The 3,977-nt window shown below is 60.0% G+C and carries 3 protein-coding genes; 2 read left to right on the top strand and 1 reads right to left on the bottom strand.

Annotation, left to right across the window (positions count from 1 at the left end; genetic code table 11):
- Positions 1 to 89: 89 nt before the first annotated feature.
- Entirely contained in the window at positions 90 to 2,381 is a 2,292-nt protein-coding gene (gene bglX, locus KGB03_RS03080; RefSeq protein ID WP_218536365.1) for a beta-glucosidase BglX, read from the bottom strand.
- Between the two features lie 236 nt (positions 2,382 to 2,617).
- Between bglX and KGB03_RS03085 the strand changes: the two genes are divergently transcribed.
- Positions 2,618 to 3,229, top strand: a complete 612-nt coding sequence (locus tag KGB03_RS03085; protein WP_111450904.1) for a LemA family protein — start codon at positions 2,618 to 2,620, stop codon at positions 3,227 to 3,229.
- 43 nt (positions 3,230 to 3,272) lie between these two features.
- A partial coding sequence (locus tag KGB03_RS03090; protein ID WP_223526320.1) for a TPM domain-containing protein occupies positions 3,273 to 3,977 on the top strand: 705 nt, incomplete at its 3' end.

Here is a 3,977-nt window from a genome sequence, read left to right on the forward strand (position 1 = left end):
AGCGGACTGTCAGTCAGCGATGATGTCGACTGAAAGTCCGCTTTCGCGAGCAAGCCCGCTCCCACAGTTTTATTGCGGTGTTTCAGGGGTTACAGCAATTCGAAGCTCTGCTGCGTCACGTCCTGAGAATCCAGGCCGATCTCCACATTGAACTTGCCCGGTTCTGCCGCGTACTTGAGCTGGGTGTTGTAGAACTTCAGGTCATCCTCGGTGATGGTGAAGTGCACGACTTTCTGTTCGCCGGCCTTGAGCATGATTTTCTGGAAGTTCTTCAGCTCCTTGAGCGGGCGGATCATCGAGCCGGTCACGTCCTGGATGTACAACTGCACCACGGTTTCGCCGTCACGCTTGCCGGTGTTTTTCACCATGACGCTGGCGTCGAGCTTGCCGGTTTTGTTCAGTGTGGTCGACGACAGCGCCATGTCGCTCAGGCTGAAATCGGTGTAGCTCAGACCGAAGCCGAACGGGAACAGGGGACCTGTGGTGTCATCGAAATACTGCGAGGTGTAGTTGCCCGGTTTGCCCGGCGTGAACGGCCGGCCAATGCTCAGGTGGTTGTAGTAGGTCGGAATCTGGCCTACCGAACGCGGGAAGGTGATCGGCAATTTGCCCGACGGGTTGTAGTCGCCAAACAGCACGTCGGCGATGGCGTTGCCGCCTTCGGTACCGGTGAACCAGGTTTCCAGGATCGCGTCGGCCTGTTCCTTCTCTTCGAGAATCGTCAGCGGACGGCCGTTCATCAATACCAACACCAACGGTTTGCCGGTGGCCTTCAGGGCCTTGATCAAATCGCGCTGGTTGGCCGGGATGTTCAGGTCGGTGCGGCTCGACGATTCGTGGGACATGCCACGGGATTCGCCCACTGCTGCCACCACCACATCGGCATCCTTGGCGGCTTTCACCGCTTCGTCGATCAGCACTTGGGCCGAGCGCGGATCGTCCACCACTTCCGGTGCGTCGAAGTTGAGGAAGTTCAGGTAATCCAGGACCTTCTTGTCGCTGGTGATGTTGGCGCCACGGGCGTAGATCAGCGTCGATTGCGCGCCCAGTGCCGTGGTCATGCCGTCGAACAGGGTCACCGATTGCGCGGGCTTACCGGCGGCGGCCCAGCTGCCCATCATGTCGATCGGTGCCTTGGCCAGCGGGCCGACAAGGGCGATTTTCGCGGTTTTCTTCAGCGGCAGGGTTTCGCCCTGGTTCTTCAGCAACACCATGCTGCGACGCGCGACATCACGGGCCTCGGCGCGGTGCAAGCGGCTTTCGGCGTACGTGTCGGCCGGATCATCCTCAGCCTTGCCGATGCGCAGGTACGGGTCCTTGAACAGGCCCATGTCGTACTTGGCGGCGAGCACTTCACGCACGGCGTTGTCGATGTCGCTTTGCTGGATCTCACCCGCCTTCAACAGCCCCGGCAGCTCTTTGCCGTAGAGGGTGTCGTTCATGCTCATGTCGATGCCAGCCTTGATCGCCAGCTTCGCGGCTTCGCGACCGTCACGGGCAACGCCGTGTTTGATCAACTCGAAAATCGCCCCGTGGTCGCTGACGGCCAGGCCTTTGAAGCCCCATTGCTTGCGCAACAGGTCGTTCATCAGCCAGGTGTTGGCGGTGGCCGGCACGCCGTTGATCGAGTTCAACGCGACCATTACCCCGCCAGCACCGGCGTCGATAGCCGCACGGTACGGTGGCAGGTAGTCCTGGAACATCTTGACCGGGCTCATGTCGACGACGTTGTAGTCGCGACCGCCCTCGACCGCGCCATACAGGGCAAAGTGCTTGACGCTGGCCATGATGCTGTCGGCCGCGTTCGCGCCCGTGCCCTGGAAGGCTTTGACCATGACGCCGGCGATGCGCGACACCAGGTACGTGTCTTCACCGAAGCCTTCGGAAGTCCGGCCCCAGCGCGGGTCGCGGGAGATGTCGACCATCGGCGCGAAGGTGATGTCGAGGCTGTCCGCCGCGGCTTCCTTGGCGGCGATGCGCCCGGACAGGCCGATGGCGTCCATGTCCCAACTCGAGGCCAGGGCTATCGGAATCGGGAAAATGGTGCGATGGCCGTGGATCACGTCATAGGCGAAGAACATCGGGATCTTCAGCCGGCTGCGCATGGCCGCGTCCTGCATCGGACGGTTTTCCGGGCGGGTGATCGAGTTGAACGTGCCACCAATATTGCCGGCAGCGATTTCCTTGCGGATCAGCTCCCGAGGCATTTCCGGGCCGATGCTGATCAGGCGCAACTGGCCGATCTTTTCATCGAGGGTCATTTGCTTCATCAGGTTGCTGATGAACGCGTCCTTGTTTTCCAGAGGAGCGGGCGTCGTGGCGGCCAATACGTTATGACTGGCCAGGCTGACGAACAGGCCCAGCAAACACAGCTTCTTCATGAATAGTTTTCTCAAAAGCCTAAACGGCAGTGAATACGCGCCGGTCAGCCAAAATTTAGGGAGCGACTATTGTTGTTCAGGTAAATGCAGCACACTTCTGCGTGTTTTCGCGCTGGGGCATCTTTTAGCCCATTGGCTCGATGCAATCCAGTGGCGGCGGCAGATTATGCCCCAAGAGCCGGGTTCAAAGTTCGAAGGTTGTTTTTCAACGGAATGTGCAAGGGAGCATCAACCAGATGAATGTACGACACCACTATCGGTCGAGCCTGCAAGTTGCAGCCTTGATGTTGCTGACCACACTGCTGGCCGGCTGCGGCATCAACACGATTCCGACCCTCGACGAACAGGCCAAGGCTGCCTGGGGCCAGGTGCAGAACCAGTACCAGCGCCGCGCCGACCTGATTCCCAACCTGGTGGAAACCGTCAAGGGCTACGCCAAGCACGAAGAAGAAACCCTGACCGCCGTGGTTGAAGCCCGGGCCAAGGCCACTTCGATCCAGGTCGATGCCAAAACCCTGGATAACCCGGAAAAACTCAAACAGTTCCAGCAGGCCCAGGATCAACTGACCGGTGCCTTGAGCCGTTTGATGGTGGTGTCCGAGCGTTACCCGGACCTCAAGGCCAACCAGAACTTCCTGGCGTTGCAATCGCAACTTGAAGGCACCGAGAACCGCATTGCCGTGGCGCGCCGGGACTTCATCCTCGCCGTGCAGAAATACAACACGGAACTGCGGACCTTCCCCGGTCGCCTGTGGCACTCGGTGATGTACAGCGATTTGCCGATCCGCGAAACTTTCGAGGCCACCAGCCCCGATGCGGAAAAAGCGCCTCAAGTGAAGTTCCAGTAAGCGCCGGTATGGGCTTGAAGCGTCACCAAGGACGAGGTTGCCAATGCGTGCGTTGAAAGTTGGCCTGGTGCTGTTGCTCTGGGTGTTTGCCCTGACGGCCCAGGCTGCGTTGAAGTTTCCGGAACTGACCGGGCGGGTGGTCGATAACGCCCAGATGATCGAGCCTGCGGTGCGTGAGCAGCTGACGCAACAGCTTCAGGCCCATGAAAAAGCCACCGGTGAGCAGCTGGTGGTGGTCACGCTGCCGGATTTGCAGGGTACCGACATTGCGGACTTCGGTTATCAACTGGGGCGCTACTGGGGTATTGGCCAGAAGGACAAGAACAACGGTGCATTGCTGATCGTCGCGCGCGATGATCGCAAACTGCGGATTGAAGTCGGTTATGGCCTGGAAGATCGGCTGACCGATGCGCAGAGCTCGGTGATCATCAATCAGGTGATCACCCCGGCGTTCAAGACCGGTAACTTCAGCAAGGGCATCAGCGACGGGGTCGCGGCGATGCTCGTGGTGCTGGGCGGCAATCCACTGGATGAGCCGTCCACGGTGTATGACTCCGGCGGCAATCAGGAAAGCGACTTCGTCTCACGGCATCCGGGGATCTTCGTGTTTCTGGTGATGCTGTTGATCCTGACGGTATTTGTCTGCCAGATGCTCGGGATCCTGCCCAGCGGCGGCGGTCGAGGCGGTTCTAGCGGCGGATTCGGCGGTGGAGGTTTTGGTGGTGGCGGTGGAGGCGGGGGCTTCAGC

The organism is Pseudomonas sp. BF-B-26, assembly GCF_019956495.1.
In the GTDB taxonomy this organism is placed as follows: Bacteria; Pseudomonadota; Gammaproteobacteria; order Pseudomonadales; family Pseudomonadaceae; genus Aquipseudomonas.